At 60.9% G+C, this 15,539-nt stretch carries 16 protein-coding genes; 7 read left to right on the forward strand and 9 right to left on the reverse strand.

Going from position 1 to position 15,539, the window contains the following annotated elements:
• Window positions 1–228 precede the first annotated feature (228 nt).
• The 7 genes from pheT to infC form a co-directional block, all read right to left on the reverse strand.
• A complete protein-coding gene (pheT, locus tag ACZ9EJ_RS16925; protein WP_046639710.1) occupies window positions 229–2,652 on the reverse strand; it encodes a phenylalanine--tRNA ligase subunit beta in 2,424 nt (807 codons plus the stop codon).
• Window positions 2,653–2,691: 39 nt separating this feature from the next.
• Complete coding sequence (locus tag ACZ9EJ_RS16930) at window positions 2,692–2,988, reverse strand: DUF2442 domain-containing protein (RefSeq protein WP_046639709.1); 297 nt, start codon at window positions 2,986–2,988, stop codon at window positions 2,692–2,694.
• The gene (locus tag ACZ9EJ_RS16935) at window positions 2,948–3,184 is read right to left on the reverse strand and encodes a DUF4160 domain-containing protein (RefSeq protein WP_046627773.1); all 237 of its coding nucleotides are present in this window, start codon (window positions 3,182–3,184) and stop codon (window positions 2,948–2,950) included. The genes ACZ9EJ_RS16930 and ACZ9EJ_RS16935 overlap by 41 nt, the downstream gene beginning before the upstream one ends.
• A 17-nt stretch (window positions 3,185–3,201) precedes the next feature.
• Entirely contained in the window at window positions 3,202–4,284 is a 1,083-nt protein-coding gene (gene pheS, locus ACZ9EJ_RS16940) for a phenylalanine--tRNA ligase subunit alpha (RefSeq protein ID WP_046639708.1), read from the reverse strand.
• A gap of 157 nt (window positions 4,285–4,441) precedes the next feature.
• Entirely contained in the window at window positions 4,442–4,846 is a 405-nt protein-coding gene (gene rplT / locus ACZ9EJ_RS16945; protein ID WP_046627769.1) for a 50S ribosomal protein L20, read from the reverse strand.
• Window positions 4,847–4,885: 39 nt separating this feature from the next.
• Window positions 4,886–5,089, reverse strand: coding sequence for a 50S ribosomal protein L35 (gene rpmI, locus ACZ9EJ_RS16950; RefSeq protein WP_007751830.1), 204 nt, complete (start codon window positions 5,087–5,089; stop codon window positions 4,886–4,888).
• 196 nt (window positions 5,090–5,285) lie between these two features.
• Window positions 5,286–5,822, reverse strand: a complete 537-nt coding sequence (gene infC / locus ACZ9EJ_RS16955; protein ID WP_046603008.1) for a translation initiation factor IF-3 — start codon at window positions 5,820–5,822, stop codon at window positions 5,286–5,288.
• A 182-nt stretch (window positions 5,823–6,004) separates the two neighbouring features.
• On the opposite strand from infC, the gene ACZ9EJ_RS16960 reads away from it, so the two are divergent.
• The 3 genes from ACZ9EJ_RS16960 (at window position 6,005) to ACZ9EJ_RS16970 (ending at window position 9,273) form a co-directional block, all read left to right on the forward strand.
• Entirely contained in the window at window positions 6,005–6,808 is an 804-nt protein-coding gene (locus tag ACZ9EJ_RS16960; protein ID WP_046639707.1) for an alpha/beta hydrolase, read from the forward strand.
• 130 nt (window positions 6,809–6,938) lie between these two features.
• On the forward strand, window positions 6,939–7,553 hold the full coding sequence (locus tag ACZ9EJ_RS16965; protein WP_046627765.1) for a transglutaminase-like cysteine peptidase: 615 nt from the start codon (window positions 6,939–6,941) through the stop codon (window positions 7,551–7,553).
• A gap of 139 nt (window positions 7,554–7,692) precedes the next feature.
• Window positions 7,693–9,273: a sensor histidine kinase gene (locus ACZ9EJ_RS16970; RefSeq protein WP_255742831.1), complete on the forward strand. Its 1,581-nt coding sequence runs from the start codon at window positions 7,693–7,695 to the stop codon at window positions 9,271–9,273.
• A gap of 158 nt (window positions 9,274–9,431) precedes the next feature.
• Here the strand turns inward: ACZ9EJ_RS16970 and mbfA are convergent, their stop codons facing one another.
• The gene (mbfA, locus tag ACZ9EJ_RS16975) at window positions 9,432–10,415 is read right to left on the reverse strand and encodes an iron exporter MbfA (RefSeq protein ID WP_046627760.1); all 984 of its coding nucleotides are present in this window, start codon (window positions 10,413–10,415) and stop codon (window positions 9,432–9,434) included.
• A gap of 239 nt (window positions 10,416–10,654) precedes the next feature.
• Here mbfA and ACZ9EJ_RS16980 point away from each other — a divergent pair, with 239 nt between their 5' ends.
• Window positions 10,655–11,761, forward strand: coding sequence for a TRAP transporter substrate-binding protein (locus tag ACZ9EJ_RS16980; RefSeq protein WP_046639705.1), 1,107 nt, complete (start codon window positions 10,655–10,657; stop codon window positions 11,759–11,761).
• A 55-nt stretch (window positions 11,762–11,816) separates the two neighbouring features.
• Here the strand turns inward: ACZ9EJ_RS16980 and ACZ9EJ_RS16985 are convergent, their stop codons facing one another.
• Window positions 11,817–12,710, reverse strand: a complete 894-nt coding sequence (locus ACZ9EJ_RS16985; RefSeq protein WP_476099442.1) for an AraC family transcriptional regulator — start codon at window positions 12,708–12,710, stop codon at window positions 11,817–11,819.
• 167 nt (window positions 12,711–12,877) lie between these two features.
• Between ACZ9EJ_RS16985 and ACZ9EJ_RS16990 the strand changes: the two genes are divergently transcribed.
• From ACZ9EJ_RS16990 to ACZ9EJ_RS17000, 3 genes are all read left to right on the forward strand, one after another.
• Window positions 12,878–13,606, forward strand: a complete 729-nt coding sequence (locus tag ACZ9EJ_RS16990) for an SDR family oxidoreductase (protein ID WP_046639703.1) — start codon at window positions 12,878–12,880, stop codon at window positions 13,604–13,606.
• Between the two features lie 143 nt (window positions 13,607–13,749).
• Window positions 13,750–14,856: a TRAP transporter substrate-binding protein gene (locus ACZ9EJ_RS16995; RefSeq protein ID WP_046627753.1), complete on the forward strand. Its 1,107-nt coding sequence runs from the start codon at window positions 13,750–13,752 to the stop codon at window positions 14,854–14,856.
• A 358-nt stretch (window positions 14,857–15,214) separates the two neighbouring features.
• Window positions 15,215–15,424, forward strand: a complete 210-nt coding sequence (locus tag ACZ9EJ_RS17000) for a cold-shock protein (protein ID WP_007770461.1) — start codon at window positions 15,215–15,217, stop codon at window positions 15,422–15,424.
• Window positions 15,425–15,539: the final 115 nt, after the last annotated feature.

Genomic DNA, 15,539 nt, shown 5'->3' on the forward strand with positions numbered 1-15,539 from the left:
GGAGAGGTTCACAGTTCCCGTTGGTCTGAAAGCTCCCGATCCTCATTCCTGTGCTTGTCACAGAAATCCAGCCGACGCGCGTCTGCGCGGCGAAAAGAGGCTTTACAGCCCAAAGACTTGGGCTGGCTGGATCCCGGTGACAAGCACAGGGATGAGGAGATGTTACACCAACATAGCCCGACCCGTTGGGTGCAGGCTATATTCGAGAGGTGATTCAGGCCACCCGTTTCAGGCGCGCAAGGTGCCGCCCGTGGTCTTCTCGACATTGGCGACGATCCTGGCCGTCAGCGCGTCGAAATCCTCGTCGGTCAGCGTGCGCTCGACCGGCTGGATCAGAACTTCGATCGCCACGGACTTCCTGCCTTCGCCGAGCGAAGCGCCCTCGAACACGTCGAAGACGTTGACGCCGGTGATCAGCTTGCGGTCGGCAGTCGACGCCGCCTTGACGATCGCGCCGGCCTCGACATCGCTCGAAACCACGAACGCGAAGTCGCGCTTGACCACCTGGAAGGGCGAAAGCTCGAGCGGCGGCTTGGTGCGCGTCGCCTTCTTCTTCGGCTCGGGCATGGCATCGAGGAAGACCTCGAAGCCGCAGAGAGCGCCGGAAACGTCCAGGGCGGCCAGCGTCTTCGGGTGGAACTCGCCGAAATAACCGAGCACGACTTTCGGGCCCATCTTGATGGTGCCGGAGCGGCCCGGATGATACCATTCCGGTGCGCCCTTCTCGATCTGCACATTGCCCATCGGCAGGCCGCAGGCTTCGAGAACGGCCAGCGCATCGGCCTTGGCATCGAAGACGTCGACCGGCTTGCCGCCGCCCTTGGCGTTGTTCGACCAGAGACGGCCGGTGCCGTTGATGGAAGCCGTGCCGCGGCGGATGCCGCCGGCGACGCGGCGCTGGCCTTCCGGCCTGTCGCTTTCGTAGGTGCCGGAGACTTCGAAGATCGCCACGTCACCAAAGCCCTTGTCGGCGTTGCGCTGCGCTGCCGAAAGCAGACCCGGCAGAAGCGACGGCCGCATGTCGGACATGTCGGCTGCAATCGGATTGGCGAGCTTCAGCGCCCGGGCACCACCGCCGAAGAGCTTTGCCTGGTCTTCCGGAATGAACGACCAGGTGACCGCTTCCAGCATGCCGCGCGAGGCAAGCGCCCGCTTGGCGGTACGAGTGCGGATCTGCAGGGTCGTCAGGATCTTGCCATTGACGCTCGACAGTTTCTCGATCGGCTCCGGCTTGATCTGATCGACGCCGTGAATGCGCATGACTTCCTCGACGAGATCGGCCTTGCCATCGACATCCGGCCGCCAGGACGGAACGGTCACAGAGACGCGGGCGCCGGAACCTTCAACGACGAAGCCGAGGCGCGTCAGGATATGGCGGCTTTCCTCGGTCGAGACTTCGAGGCCGGTGAGGCGCTTTACTTCCGAATAGGGGAAATCGACGACCTTCGGCTGATGGCCTTTGTAACCGACGACTTTCGCTTCCGCGGCCACGCCGCCGCAAAGCTCCAGCACCAGCTGAGTGGTGCGGTCGAGGCCGGGAACCATGTATTCCGGATCGACGCCGCGCTCGAACCGGTAGCGGGCATCGGTGATGATGCCGAGCGAACGACCGGACTTAGCGATGTTGATCGGGTCCCAGAGTGCCGATTCGATCAGAACGTCGACCGTGTTCTCGTCGCAGCCCGAATGTTCGCCGCCCATGATGCCGCCGATGGACTCGACGCCGTTGTCGTCGGCGATGACGACGTTGCCGGGGTTGAGCTTGTATTCGCGGGTATCGAGCGCGAGCACCGTCTCGCCTTCCAACGCGCGGCGCACCGTCAGGTCACCCTTCACCTTGGCGGCGTCGAAGACGTGCATCGGCCTTCCGTGGTCGAAGGTCATGAAATTGGTGATGTCGACCAGCGCGTTGATCGGGCGAAGACCGATCGCCTTAAGCCGCTGCTGCATCCACAGCGGGCTTGGGCCGTTCCTGACGCCGCGCACCAAGCGCAGACCGAAACCGGGGCAGAGGCGCTCATCGTCGAGAATGATCTTCAGGTCGACGGAGGTCTGGCCTTCGGTCTTGAAGTCCGGCTTTGCCTGCGGCTTCAGTGTCCCGAGACCTGACGCAGCAAGATCGCGGGCGATGCCGTGGATCGACGTGCAGTCCGGACGGTTCGGCGTCAGGTTGATCTCGATGACCGGATCGTCGAGGCCCGCATAGGAAGCGAACGGCGTACCCACCGGCGCATCCTCGGGCAGATCGATGATGCCGTCGTGATTGTCCGACATGTCGAGCTCTTTTTCCGAGCACATCATGCCGTGGCTTTCGACGCCGCGGATATTGCCGACGGCCAGTGTCACGTCGATGCCCGGAACGTAAGTTCCAGGTTTCGCAAACGCGCCGACCAGACCGGCGCGTGCGTTCGGCGCGCCGCAGACGACCTGCACCGGCTTGCCGTCACCGGCATCGACCATCAGTACCTTGAGGCGATCCGCGGACGGGTGCTTTTCGGCCGAGAGGACTTTGGCGATGACGAACGGCTTGTAGGCCGCCTTGTCATCGACATGCTCGACTTCGAGGCCGATCGCGGTCAGGCGCTCGCAGATTTCATCGAGGGTCGCATCCGTTTCCAGATGATCCTTCAGCCAGGAGAGTGTGAATTTCATTGTCTTTGTTCTCGTCTCAAAATCATCAGGAAAATCGGATCAGGCGGCCTTTTCCGGCGCCTTGGCACCAGGTGCCTTTATGCCCAGGAACATGCTTTTCACCGAAATGCCCTCATCGACAGCGGCCCACCAGATTCCTTCGTACATCAATTCGATGTCGTTCAGCTGGTCGTCGGTCAGCTTCGATAGGAACGGATACCACCAGAGAGGCGTCGCGATAACACGACCGTCGGCGAGCGCCACATGAACTTCGCCGTCGGCACACCAGGCCCGAACGGGCCGCATCTCGTCAGTTTCAAAGGCCAAAGAAGTCATGCCAAACGCCCAGCCATTCATCACGATGTTCCGAGGCTACCTTCAGCAGCCTCGCAATTTCCTGGTCACTATACCCTTTATTCTGCGCGACTTCCAAACTCCTCAGCCAGACCTTCAGGGATTTTGAATCCTTGACGATATGGACATGCGGCGGTTCGCCCACATCCAAAGCGTAGAACCGGAACTTGTATCCATGCCAGATCAGCAGGGTCGGCATTTGTCAGGCTCTCTGGCTCAGGCGCTCAACCCACCAAACAGCGTCGGCATGTCGAGCGGGCGGAAACCGTAGTGGTTCATCCAGCGGACGTCGGCGTTAAAGAAGTCGCGCAGGTCCGGCATGCCGTATTTCAGCATGGCGATGCGGTCCAGCCCCATGCCCCAGGCAAAGCCCTGGAACTCGTCCGGATCGAGCCCGCCGGCGCGCAGTACGTTCGGGTGCACCATGCCGCAACCCAGAATTTCCATCCAGTCGGTGCCTTCGCCGAACTTGACGATCGGGCCGGAGCGGTCGCACTGGATGTCCACTTCGAAGCTCGGCTCGGTGAACGGAAAGAAGGACGGACGGAAGCGCATGGTGACGCTGTCGACCTCGAAAAAGGCCTTGCAGAATTCTTCGAGGATCCAGCGCATGTTGCCGACATGCGACTTGCGGTCGACGACGAGGCCTTCGACCTGATGGAACATCGGCGAGTGGGTCGCGTCGCTGTCCTGGCGATAGGTCTTGCCCGGAATGATGATGCGGATCGGCGGCTTCTGCGATTCCATGGTGCGGACCTGCACCGGGGACGTATGCGTGCGCAGGACCTTGCGCTCGCCATTCTCGTCCGGCTGGAAGAAGAAGGTGTCGTGCATCTCGCGGGCCGGATGGCCTTCGGGGAAGTTGAGTGCGGTGAAGTTGTAATAGTCGGTCTCGACATCCGGGCCCTCGGCGATCGAGAAGCCCATGTCGCCGAAGATGGCGGTGATCTCGTCGACGATCTGGCTGATCGGATGGATACGGCCACGTTCGGCGGGCGAAGAGCGCACCGGCAGCGAGACATCGACCGTCTCGGCCTTGAGGCGAGCCTCGATCGCTGCATCCTTCAGCACCGTCTTGCGCTCGGCGATGGCGTCGGTGATCTCGTTCTTCAGCGCGTTGATCGCGGCGCCGCGGGTCTGGCGCTCTTCGGCCGACATCGAGCCCAGCGTCTTCAGGAGCTCGGAGACGGAGCCTTTCTTGCCAAGTGCGCCGACGCGAACGGCCTCGATCGCCGCCTCGTCACTGGTGCCGGCGATTTCCGCCAGGAGCGAAGTTTTCAGGTTTTCAAGATCGGACATGGTTTCTTCCGTTTGATGCTCGGCGAGATGTATGGCGAGGTCGTGACGGCTGCTTGGGGAATGAGGTGCGGGGATGCCAAAAGAAAAACCCGCGCCAGCCGTAACCAGCGCGGGTTTCCCAAAATCAGTAGAGCTAATTAAGTTTGGGAAGCGCTGGTTAACGAACCGCGCTTTCAAACTCGTTGGTGGTGCCGGCGTCCTTGAGGTACTCAAGAGCCTTCTTCGAAGCGGCAACCAGAGCGCCGAACGCTTCCGGCTCATGGATTGCCATGTCGGAGAGAACCTTGCGGTCGACTTCGATGCCAGCCTTGTTGAGACCGTCGATGAAGCGGCCGTAGGTCAGGCCGGATTCGCGAACGGCAGCGTTGATACGCTGGATCCACAGGGCGCGGAAATTGCGCTTCTTGACGCGACGGTCGCGCGTGGCGAACTGACGCGAACGATCGACGGCAGCCTTGGCGGCCCGGATCGTATTCTTGCGGCGGCCGTAGAAGCCCTTGGCTGCCTTCAAAGTCTTGGTGTGCTTGGCGCGGGAAGTGACGCCCCGTTTTACGCGTGCCATGTCATGATCTCCTTAACTGATCCAAAAGTGACGAGGGTCTCAGAGACCGTTCGGCAGGTAGTTCTTGATAACCTTCTTGCCATCGGGTTCGGCAAGGATCATCGTTCCGCGCGCATCGCGGATGAACTTGTTGGACCGCTTGATCATGCCGTGGCGCTTGCCAGCGGCGGCTGCAACGACTTTGCCGGTGGCGGTGATCTTGAACCGCTTCTTGGCAGCCGATTTCGTCTTCATCTTGGGCATTTTGCTACTCCAGTTTTGTATCGAAACCACAGACGATGCTGGTTTCAAGCATTTAGAACAGCCACGGCATGCCCTGCCGGACCGTTCGGAACGCGCGCTTATAACCGCAGTCGGCCAAAAGCGCAATGGGAAAGAAAAGCGCGGCAAAAGCCCGGCCGAAATGCCGGCAAATCCGCTGAAAGCAAATGGTGGGCGCTTATTTCGGCGCCAGCACCATCATCATCTGGCGGCCTTCAAGCTTCGGCTCGGCTTCCACCTTGGCGATTTCCGTGGTGTCGTCCTTCACCTGAAGCAGGAGCTTCATGCCGAGTTCCTGGTGGGCCATTTCGCGGCCGCGGAACTTCAGCGTCACCTTGACCTTGTCGCCCTCTTCAAAGAAGCGGTTCATCGCCTTCATCTTCACGTCATAGTCATGCGTGTCGATGTTGGGACGCATCTTGATTTCTTTGATTTCGACGATCTTCTGCTTCTTGCGGGCTTCTGCCGCTTTCTTCTGGTTCGCGTATTTCAGCTTGCCCAGGTCGAGGATCTTGCACACTGGCGGCTCGGTGTTCGGCGAGATCTCGACGAGATCGAGGCCGGCGTCCTCAGCCATCTTGAGAGCCTGCTCGGTCGGAACGATACCAAGGTTCAAGCCTTCGGCATCGATAAGCTGGACCTTGGGAATGCGAATTTCCCGGTTGGAGCGCGGCCCGTCCTTAACAGGGGCATCGGTTTTGAATGGTCTGCGGATGGTCGTATTCTCCTAGATTGTTTCGGCACCGCAGCGACACATCGAGAGCGTCCGGCTTGCGGCCGACGGCAATGTCGTGATCGCTACGGCGAAGTCAATAGCATAGCCGCGCGAAAAAATCACCTGCTGTCCGCATGTCGCGAATCTGTTTTATAAGCGCGGCAAACCCTCAGGATTCCACCATGACCGACACAGCCAGCCTCACCCGCAAAACGATCACCGTCGGCTCCGGAACGCTTGCGCGGGAGATCGCAATCATCCGCCGGGCCGCGCGCAGGAAGAAGCCGGGGCCTGCCTTCGTCTGGCTCGGCGGCTACCGGTCGGACATGACGGGAACCAAGGCCGCCGAACTCGACGCGCTCGCCGGCGAACTCGGGCTCGCGGCGATCCGGTTCGACTATTCGGGCCACGGCACTTCCGGCGGCGCCTTCCGGGACGGGACGATCTCGCGCTGGCTGGAAGAGGCAATCGCCGTCCTCGAAGACATCAAGCCGAAACGCGTCATCCTGGTCGGCTCGTCGATGGGCGGCTGGATCGCGCTGCGCCTCGTGCAGGAATTGAAAAGGCGCAAGAAGGCTGCGAAGGTCGACGGCATCGTGCTGATCGCGCCGGCGCCGGATTTCACGGCGGAACTCATCGAGCCCAAGCTCACCGAGGCCGAACGGCAGTCGCTTGCCGAGCACGGTTATCTCGAGGAGCGCTCCGAATACAGCCCGGAGCCCAATATCTATACGCGCGCCCTCATAGAGGACGGCCGCCGCAATCTGGTCATGACGGGGATCATAGAGACCGGCTGCCCGGTCCACATCTTGCAGGGCATGAAGGATCCGGACGTGCCTTATGCCCACGCCTTGAAGCTCGTTGAGTTCCTGCCGGCCGACGACGTCGTCCTGACGCTGATCCGCGACGGAGATCACCGGCTCTCCAGGCCCCAGGATATCGAAAAATTGCGGGCCGCGGTATCGGCCCTAATATTTAATGATTAAATTTTGGGCTGATACAAAAATGTTGCAGCCTTAACCATAATGCGAGCGATGACCCGTTAACAAAACTCGCCGATTGACTCTCTCTCCCGTCAGCCCTTAACGTTTCATTAGGATTTGAAGGGACGGGTCCATGATGATAGCCTTGCAGGCGCGGCGTATAGCCGTGATCCTAGTTAGCGTGCTTGTACCAGTGAGTGCTGCAGTTCCGGCTCCAAGGCCAATGGCCGCGATGGTCACCGGTGCCGTTACCTCCCAGCCGATCGGCCATTACGAATTCTGTCAGAAATATGCGGCGGAATGTTCGATCAAGAGCCGCTCCGCTCCTTCCCCCAAGGTCAGTGCAAAAGGCTGGGCTGCCGTCCGCCAGATCAACCGGGCTGTCAACGCCCGTTACATCGCCAAGACAGACAAGGAAGTCTACGGCCGCGAAGAGCTCTGGAGCTATCCGACCAATTTCGCCGATTGCGAGGACTTTGCGCTCGAGAAGCGCAAGGAACTTGCGGCGCAGGGTTTTGCCCTTTCCGATCTCCTGATGACCGTCGTCCGCAAACCGGACGGCGAAGGCCATGCGGTCCTGACGCTGCGCACGTCCGACGGGGATTTCATCCTGGACAACCTCGATAACGAGGTGAAGCCGTGGTTTTCGACCCCTTACACCTTCCTGAAGCGTCAGGCCTCGTTCAACACGGGACGCTGGGTCACGATCGAAAACGGCCGCGACCTGCTGGTCGGCGCATTGAAATAACATGCACCCCTGAGTAAATATTGACATTCGCCCGCATCATTGAGGTTGCGGGCGAATGTTTTTGGTATCGCCTTGTCGGAAGACATTTCCCCGATGCAACCAACCTGCTAGGAGGGAATCTCTGAAACCGGAGCGGGTTGTGCGTGACGATGTGAAAACAGGCTTGCCACACGCGGCCCGTGCAGCGAGGCCTACCCTCCCGATCCTGCTGACCGGCCTGTTCGCCGTTGCCCTGCTGGCCGTCGCCGGCCTTATCATCCTCGAAAACTACCGGACTGCCCTGAAGGAAGGCGAAGCTCGCGCACTCTCGTCCGCGCATGTGGTCGCGGCCCATCTGGAATGGATGATCGAAGCAAGCGACCAGGCCCTGCGGCGTATCGGGACCGAGGTGAGAGACAGGCCGATCGACGGTTCGCCCGATCTGGCGGCCGACCTGCCGCGGGCTGTCGGGGAACTGCCGGCGGGTTTTCAGTATTCGCTTCTGGATGACGCCGGCGTAGTCCGCTTTTCCAGCGCCGGCGGAAATACTCCCGGAAATGTCTCCGACAATCACAGCGAGCGCTCATATTTCAGCAAACTGAGGGATGGCCAGGCGCTGACTTTCACCCGGCTGCTCGACAACGAACAGGCCGGCGAGCCATCCTTCACCGTGGCCCGACGGATCGAACGAGATGGGATTTTCCGCGGCGTCGCCAGCATTACCATCCCGAACGAGAGCCTGGACGGTTTCTGGGCCTCGATGGGGCTCGGGCCGAATTCCACGATCTTGATCATCAGGGATGACGGGTGGCTGATCGCCCGGCGGCCGGCGGCAATGCGCGCCATCGATCTCAGCACGACCGCCTGGTATCCGATGACGCGTGAAATGCCCACCGGCTTCTACCACAGCCCGGTCTCGCCGATCGACGGCCATGCCCGCATCGTCGCCTTCTGGAAAGTCTCAGGATGGCCAGTCATCGCGCTGGCGGCCATCGCACGGCAGGAGATTCTCGACCAGTTCTGGCGCAATCTCTTCTCGGATACGCTGGTCATGCTGCCGTTGATGGCGCTGCTGGTTCTCGGCGCCTTCTGGATCAACCGCCTTCTCTATCGCATGGCGGCCCGCAACGAAGAACTGGAGCAGGCGGTGGAGCGCAACCGTTTCCTGCTGCGGGAAATCCATCACCGGGTGAAGAACAATCTCCAGGCGGTGCTGGCGCTCGTACGGCTGCAGGCCTTGCCGGTCGATGCTCGCGACGACATGACGAGGCGCATTGCCGCGATGATCGCCGTGCACGAACAGATCTACCAGAACGATCAGTTCGAACGGGTCGAGGTGGCGCCCTATGCGACCAAGCTGATCAACGACATCGCCTCCGGCTATGAGACGCCTGTCGTGCTCGACCTCAATCTGCAGGCGATCACCGTCGATCGCGAACAGGCCTTGCCGCTTGGCATGATCATCAACGAGGTCGTTTCCAACTCGTTCAAATATGCCTTTGCAGGCCGCCAGAACGGCAGGCTCTCTGTCGAACTCCGCGAAGACGGCGACAATCTGCACCTCGTCATCCGCGACGACGGGCCGGGCATCGAGGCCTTCAGCCGAACGGGCGGCATGGGCAGCAAACTGATCGCCAATTTCGTCAAGCAGCTTGGCGGCCATTTCACCACCGGCAACGACGGCGGCGCGGTGTTTTCGCTCGATGTGCCCCGCACACGGGCATCACAAGCGGCGGCGTGAGGGCACAGCTCCGGGCGTCTCACCAGCAGGCTCTTGCCTGCCCATTTGGGCTCGGGGCGTTTGACGCGCCGGATCCCGGCCCTTCGCTTTGGGCTCAGGGCGTTCGAAGCTGCAATCGATTCACTGGATCGATTGCTCGGGCTTTGCCCGACCGCTTCTCACCCATTCCCAATCAGGATACCCGCTGCCAGAACCAGCGATCCGCCGAGCACCACCTGGACGACTGCCCTCAGGAACGGCGTTTCCATGTAGCGGTTCTGGATGAAGGCGATCGCCCAGAGTTCGAAGAAGACGATGATCGCGGCGACGATGGTCGCGGTCCAGAAATGCGGGATGAGATAGGGCAGCGTGTGGCCGAGGCCGCCAAGCGCCGTCATGATGCCGGAGGCAAACCCGCGCTTCACCGGTGAACCGCGCCCGGAAATCTTGCCGTCGTCATGGGCGGCTTCCGTAAAGCCCATGGAAATGCCGGCACCGACCGAGGCCGACAGGCCGATCAGGAAGGTCGACCAGGTGTCGCCCGTCGCAAAGGCTGCCGCAAAGATCGGCGCGAGCGTCGAAACCGAACCGTCCATCAGCCCCGCCAGGCCCGGCTGCACATAGGTGAGGATGAACTGGCGGCGGGCGGTCTCGTCCTCCTCGGTCTTGACGTCGTCCGTCACGTGCTTGTCGCCGAGCATGCGGGCGATATCCTCATGCCCCTGTTCGGCAATTGCCAGATCACCCAGCAATTGCCGCGTCGAGGCGTCGGAGACCTGCTTTGCCGCTTCGGTATAAAAGCGGAAAGCCTGTTGCTCCATGGCCTCCGCCTGTTCCCGCATGCTGTCGAGCGGCAGGTTGCGGGTCAGCCAGTCCGGCTTTCGTTCGTAGAAACCCCTCACATGCTCGCGGCGGATCAGCGGGATGCGCTCTCCGAAGCGGGAGCGGAACATCTCGATCAGCATGTTCTTGTGGGTCTGCTCGACCTCCGCCATGTCTTCGAAGACCTTGGCGGATGCGGGAAACTGATCCTTGAGATTGTCCGCGTAGGCGAGATAAATCCGCGCATCCTCCTCTTCCGAGGCGATGGCGAGCGCCAGGATTTCCTTCTCGTCGAGAGAGGCGAACGGGCGCTTGGAACTGGAAAGAAGGCGGGCGAGCATGAAAACCTCTTATTAGAATAATTCTAAACTAAGGCCTCGCCTGAAAACTTCAAGGGATTTCTGCCCTGCGCCCGATAGAAAGGCGCCGGGAAAACACAACGCAATATCCGGAAAGCTTTGCTGCGCTGCAGCGTAATATTTTGGATTTTTTGCTTGCTGTTCCCGAAATGAAAGGATTATGAGCGGCCCCGCACGGGCAAAATCCGGGCATCTCCCAAAGTTTAGAAGGCACTAATCCCATGAACCGCAGAAACTTCTTCCGGCAGGCAGCGACCGCCGGCGTGGGCGCCGCTGCCGCGACCGCGCTTGCAGCGCCTGCCATCGCCCAGGAATCCCCGAAGATCACCTGGCGGATGACCTCGTCGTTCACCAAGAATACCGACATCCTTTGGTCCGCCGCCACCGACATTGCCGAAAGCGTCAAGGAAGCCTCGGACGGCAACTTTACGATCCACGCCTTCGCCGCCGGCGAAATCGTGCCGCCGCTGCAGGCAGCAGATGCCGTTTCCAACGGCACCGTCGAAATGGCGCATACCTGCGCCTATTACTATATCGGCAAGGACCCGACGTTTGCGCTCGGTACCGCCGTTCCGTTCGGTCTCAACGCCCGCCAGACCAATGCCTGGTTCTCGGTCGGCGGCGGTAACGAACTGCTCAACGACTTCCTCGGCGGCTACAATCTCTTCGCGCTGCCGGCCGGCAATACCGGTGCCCAGATGGGTGGTTGGTACCGCAAGGAAATCAACACGATCGAAGACCTGAAGGGCCTGAAGATGCGGATTGCCGGCCTCGCAGGCCAGGTGATGCAGAAACTCGGCGTCACCCCGCAGCAGATCGCCGGCGGCGACGTCTATGCCGCGCTCGAAAAGGGCACGATCGACGCCACCGAATTCGTCGGTCCCTATGACGACCAGAAGCTCGGCTTCGTGAAGGTCGCCAAGTACTATTATTATCCGGCATGGTGGGAAGGCGGCCCGGCCGTCCACGCCTTCATGAACAAGGACAAGTTCAACGCCCTTCCGAAGAGCTACCAGCGCATGATCAAGGATGCATGCGCCAATGCCAACCAGAACATGCTTTCCCGCTACGACACCAGCAACGCCAAGGCGCTGCGTCAGCTCGTTTCGGAAGGCGCGGTCCTGAAGCCGTTCAGCCCGGAAATCCTCGAAGCCAGCTACAAGGCTGCGCTCGAAGTCTATGCCGAACTCAACGCCAAGAACGCCGCCTTCAAGAAGATCTATGACAGCCAGCAGGCCTTCAAGAAGGAAGGTTATCTCTGGAACCAGATCGCCGAATACAGCTACGACACCTTCATGATGGTGCAGCAGCGCAAGGGCACGCTGTAATCAGCGCCCACTCGTGAGATCAAAAGCCCGGAGCATCGCTTCGGGCTTTTGTCCATCAGCCTTCGACCAGTTCGGCCTCGCCAACCATCCTATCGCGCAGACGGCCGACATCGCGGGCCGGCGAGGCGCCGAACTGGCGGGAATATTCGCGGCTGAACTGGGTTACGCTCTCGTATCCCACTGAAAAGGCGACCCGCGCCGTATCGCCCGCTTCCGCCAGCAGCCGGCGGCGGGCTTCGTGCAGGCGGATGCTTTTCTGGTACTGGATCGGGCTCATGGCGGTCACTTCCTTGAAGTGGCGGTGAAAGACCGAAGTACTCATCCCCGCAAGCCGTGCCAATTCCTCGACCCTGAGCGGCGCATCGAAATGCGTGCGGATGTGACCGATCGCCCGGCGGACATGGCCGAGCCGGCTTTCCGGCCGCGCCAGTTGGCGGATCGCCGCTCCCTGCGGCCCCTGCAACAGCCGATAGAGGATTTCCCGTTCGATCAGCGGGCCGAGCACACGAACATCCTGCGGCCGTTCGATCAGCCGGGCAAGGCGCAGGAAGGCATCGGCCAGTTCCGGCGTCACGGGGCTCACCCCGAAACAGGCGCCGCAGCACACAACCGCGTCATCCGGCATATCGATGAGGATTTCGGCAATCGCCGCCATGTCGAGCGTCAGGCTGAGCGCGAGATAGGGCTGTTCCGGGCTTGCATCGACAATCTGCCCGGAGGCCGGCACCTCGACGGACGAGACGAAATAGCTCGCGCTATCGTAGTGCATTGCCTGGTCGCCGATCACCACGCATTTCGAGCCCTGCAGCACGAGGCAAAGCATCGGCTCGTAGACGCTGGGCAGCATGCTGGTCGGATTCGTTCCCTTCATGATGGCAAGACGCGGCACCGGCGTTTCGGTGCGGCGGCCGACAGCACGTCGCAAGACCAGATCGCGGATTTCATCCATAGGCTTCGTCATGCCCCTGAGATGCCAATTGGCTGGCGCGGGTGCAAGAGCCCCCGCAGATGCGGGAGCCGCAGTCGGCAGGATTGGGCAAGAAATCGGCAGTTCTCGGCTCACGCCCGGTGGTCGCGCGCTGCCATCTGTGGCCGGCAACCACAGGAGCTTTGCACATGACCAAACAGAAAACGGCACTCGTCACCGGCGCCAACCGGAGCATCGGCTTCGAGATCGCAAGACGGCTCGCCGCCGAGGGTTATCGCGTCTGGATCGGCAGCCGCGATGTCGGTCGCGGCGAGGAGGCCGCCCGCAAACTGCGCGACCAGGGGCTCGACGCCCACGTCCTGCAGCTCGACGTGACGAGCGACGAAAGCGTCGCTTCAGCTATCGCCGAACTCAGCCGCCAGACCGACCATCTCGATGCACTCGTCAACAATGCCGGCATCGCCGACAGTTTTACTCACCAGCCGTTCGAGGAACCGATCGAGGTTGTCAAGGCGGTCTACGAGGTGAATACGTTCGGCCCGATCCGCCTCACCCAGGCGGCGCTGCCACTGCTTAAGGCATCCGGCGCGGGACGTGTCGTCATGCTGAGCAGCGAACTCGGATCGCTCCAGGCTCTGCTCGACCCGCAGAACCAGTTCTACGGCATCAATGCGCTCGGCTACAATTCATCCAAGACGGCGCTCAATGCCGTCACCGTCTCGTTCGCCAAGGCAGCCGAGCCCTTCGGCATCAAGGTCAATGCCGCCGATCCGGGTTATACGAAGACCGACATGAACGGCCATTCGGGTTATCGCACCGTCGAACAGGCAGCAGAGGCGCCGGTGCGGCTTGCCATGCTCGGACCGGACGGACCGACGGCAGGCTATTTCTTCGACGACCATACACTTCCCTGGTAATCCCCCCGCCCGGTCGGCCCAAACGTCGGCCGGGCATCAGTGCGAGTTTTTGGAATTTCCTTGCCGTTGCCGAAATGAAAGGATTATGAGCGAGACCGACGGGGCCGAGACAGGCCGCCCACTTCGCTTCAAGGAGGACTTTCATGGACCGCAGACGTTTCTTCAAGCAGGCCGCCACGGCCGGGGTCGGCGCAGCCGCTGCGACCGCGCTCGCCGCTCCGGCACTCGCCCAGGAATCCCCCAGAGTGAACTGGCGGCTGACGTCGTCCTTCCCGAAAAGCCTCGACATCATCTTCAACGCCGCCAACCAGATCGCCGACAGCGTGAAGAACGCGACGGATGGCAAGTTCACCATCCAGACTTTCGGGGCCGGCGAAATCGTGCCGCCGCTGCAGGCGGCCGATGCGGTTGCCAACGGTACGGTCGAGATGGCCCATACCTGTTCCTACTATTACATCGGCCAGGATCCGGCATTTGCGCTCGGCACCGCCATTCCCTTCGGCCTCAATGCCCGCATGACCAATGCCTGGTTCACGGCCGGCGGTGGCAACGACCTGATCAACGAATTCCTGGCGCCGCGCAATCTCTACGCCCTGCCCGCCGGCAATAGCGGCACCCAGATGGGCGGCTGGTTCCGCAAGGAGATCAACACGATCGACGACCTCAAGGGCCTGAAGATGCGCATCGCCGGCCTCGCAGGCCAGGTCATGCAGAAGGTCGGCGTCACGCCGCAGCAGATCGCCGGCGGCGACGTTTATGCCGCGCTTGAAAAGGGCACGATCGACGCCACCGAATTCGTCGGTCCCTATGACGACCAGAAGCTCGGCTTCGTTAAGGTCGCCAAATATTATTATTACCCGGCGTGGTGGGAAGGCGGCCCGGCCATGCATGCCTTCTTCAACCTCGAAAAGTTCAAGGGCCTGCCGAAGAGCTACCAGCAGATCCTCACCGACGCCTGCGCCGCGGCCAACATGAGCATGCTCGCCAATTACGATGCCCATAACGCCACGGCGCTGAAGAAGCTCGTCGCCGAAGGCGCGATCCTGAAACCCTTCAGCCGCGAGATCATGGATGTCTGCTTCAAGGCGGCAATGGAAACCTATGCCGAACTCTCGGCCAAGAGCCCGGCTTTCAAGAAGATCTACGACAGCCAGCAGGCGTTCAAGAAGGACGCCTATCTCTGGGCCCAGATCGCCGAATATTCCTACGACACCTACATGATGACGCAGCAGCGCGCCGGCACGCTCTGACCGTCGCCGTCAGATTAAATGCACCAAGCCCGGAGCGAACCTCCGGGCTTGGTACCTGAAAAGCGGTCGTTAATGCGCCATCACCGGCCTGCGAACCGGCCAAGGCGGTTGCTAATTTTAATATTGCATTGTAAAATCATGCCGTTGATAGAGAAAATCGGCATCACCGTTGAGCTCCCGGAAAATTAAATCTCCGCGGCAGCATTGATTATCAACGGATAAAGCTTATATTGACGCTATCGAAAATTGCTTGCGACCTTTGTTCACGGGCCTGGTGCTCAGTCAGATTTCCTCTCAAATATCGATCAAAGCGGATGGAATACTGTCCGCAATCCCTAACGATTGAAAGGAAATCGTTATGAATACTGGCACCGTAAAGTGGTTCAATAGCACCAAGGGTTTCGGCTTCATTCAGCCTGATGACGGCGCGACGGACGTTTTCGTTCACGTTTCGGCTGTTGAACGTGCCGGCATGTCTTCCCTGACGGAAGGTCAGAAGATCTCCTACGAGATCGTTCGCGACCGCAAGTCCGGCAAGAGCTCGGCCGACAACCTCCGGGCCGCATAAGGATGTCATTCGCCTCGGCTGACCACGGATGTACTGGCAGCGACGGCTTGAATGACGGGAAGAGGTCGGGGTAACGCCCGGCCTTTTTGTTTTGCCCCGGCCTTCGGCCGGTCCA

Source organism: Neorhizobium sp. USDA 3394 (genome assembly GCF_056280385.1).

What these genes read in the sequence shown, in the direction of transcription:
- ACZ9EJ_RS16965 (WP_046627765.1), top strand. Translation starts at nt 6,939, where the DNA reads ATGATGATAGCCTTGCAGGCGCGGCGTATAGCCGTGATCCTAGTTAGC.
- ACZ9EJ_RS16990 (WP_046639703.1), top strand. Translation starts at nt 12,878, where the DNA reads ATGACCAAACAGAAAACGGCACTCGTCACCGGCGCCAACCGGAGCATC.
- ACZ9EJ_RS16960 (WP_046639707.1), top strand. Translation starts at nt 6,005, where the DNA reads ATGACCGACACAGCCAGCCTCACCCGCAAAACGATCACCGTCGGCTCC.
- rplT (WP_046627769.1), bottom strand. Translation starts at nt 4,846, where the DNA reads ATGGCACGCGTAAAACGGGGCGTCACTTCCCGCGCCAAGCACACCAAG.
- mbfA (WP_046627760.1), bottom strand. Translation starts at nt 10,415, where the DNA reads ATGCTCGCCCGCCTTCTTTCCAGTTCCAAGCGCCCGTTCGCCTCTCTC.
- rpmI (WP_007751830.1), bottom strand. Translation starts at nt 5,089, where the DNA reads ATGCCCAAGATGAAGACGAAATCGGCTGCCAAGAAGCGGTTCAAGATC.
- ACZ9EJ_RS16935 (WP_046627773.1), bottom strand. Translation starts at nt 3,184, where the DNA reads ATGCCGACCCTGCTGATCTGGCATGGATACAAGTTCCGGTTCTACGCT.
- pheS (WP_046639708.1), bottom strand. Translation starts at nt 4,284, where the DNA reads ATGTCCGATCTTGAAAACCTGAAAACTTCGCTCCTGGCGGAAATCGCC.
- ACZ9EJ_RS16995 (WP_046627753.1), top strand. Translation starts at nt 13,750, where the DNA reads ATGGACCGCAGACGTTTCTTCAAGCAGGCCGCCACGGCCGGGGTCGGC.
- ACZ9EJ_RS17000 (WP_007770461.1), top strand. Translation starts at nt 15,215, where the DNA reads ATGAATACTGGCACCGTAAAGTGGTTCAATAGCACCAAGGGTTTCGGC.
- ACZ9EJ_RS16930 (WP_046639709.1), bottom strand. Translation starts at nt 2,988, where the DNA reads ATGAATGGCTGGGCGTTTGGCATGACTTCTTTGGCCTTTGAAACTGAC.
- ACZ9EJ_RS16980 (WP_046639705.1), top strand. Translation starts at nt 10,655, where the DNA reads ATGAACCGCAGAAACTTCTTCCGGCAGGCAGCGACCGCCGGCGTGGGC.
- pheT (WP_046639710.1), bottom strand. Translation starts at nt 2,652, where the DNA reads ATGAAATTCACACTCTCCTGGCTGAAGGATCATCTGGAAACGGATGCG.
- ACZ9EJ_RS16985 (WP_476099442.1), bottom strand. Translation starts at nt 12,710, where the DNA reads ATGGATGAAATCCGCGATCTGGTCTTGCGACGTGCTGTCGGCCGCCGC.